The organism is Pseudoalteromonas sp. GW168-MNA-CIBAN-0100 (assembly GCF_040309225.1).
In the GTDB taxonomy this organism is placed as follows: domain Bacteria; phylum Pseudomonadota; class Gammaproteobacteria; order Enterobacterales; family Alteromonadaceae; genus Pseudoalteromonas; species Pseudoalteromonas arctica.
This window is the reverse complement of record NZ_JBEOOL010000127.1, coordinates 1-452: the sequence shown is the minus strand read 5'-3', so window position 1 is coordinate 452 and position 452 is coordinate 1. Positions and strand designations below refer to the sequence as shown.

1 protein-coding gene is annotated in these 452 nt (G+C 36.5%); it reads left to right on the top strand.

Annotation, left to right across the window (positions count from 1 at the left end; translation table 11 throughout):
* Positions 1-347, top strand: a 347-nt coding sequence (gene lptC, locus AAEY62_RS20355) for an LPS export ABC transporter periplasmic protein LptC (protein WP_350636013.1), incomplete at its 5' end; no start/stop codon positions are given.
* Between the last annotated feature and the right edge of the window lie 105 nt (positions 348-452).

Genomic DNA, 452 nt, shown 5'->3' with positions numbered 1-452 from the left:
ACGAGCAGCTAGGATTTACCTTATTCGAAAAACCTACTTTCATATTGTACGACGACAGACAAAAAACGTGGCGTATCAATGCTGATGAAGCAACACTTTACGATGAAAGACAATTAATTTTAGAGGGTAATGTAACTGCCCAAAACTTAATTGATGGCGCAATGATAGACAAAATTACCGCCGACAATATTCAAGTAGATATAATGCTACTCACTATGCGTAGCGAACAGCCCGTTATTATAACTGGACCGAATTTAAAGATCACCGGTAAAGGCCTTGAAGCCAATTTAACAACCGAGGTGATAAAACTAATTAACCATACGCGAACACTATATTATGACCAATAACCTTGCAAAAATACTTATTATTCCATCGCTTATACTTGTATTTAATAGTAATGCGGCAGAGCAAAGTACTTCCCCATTAGCTAATCAAATTTCTATTAGTGCTGA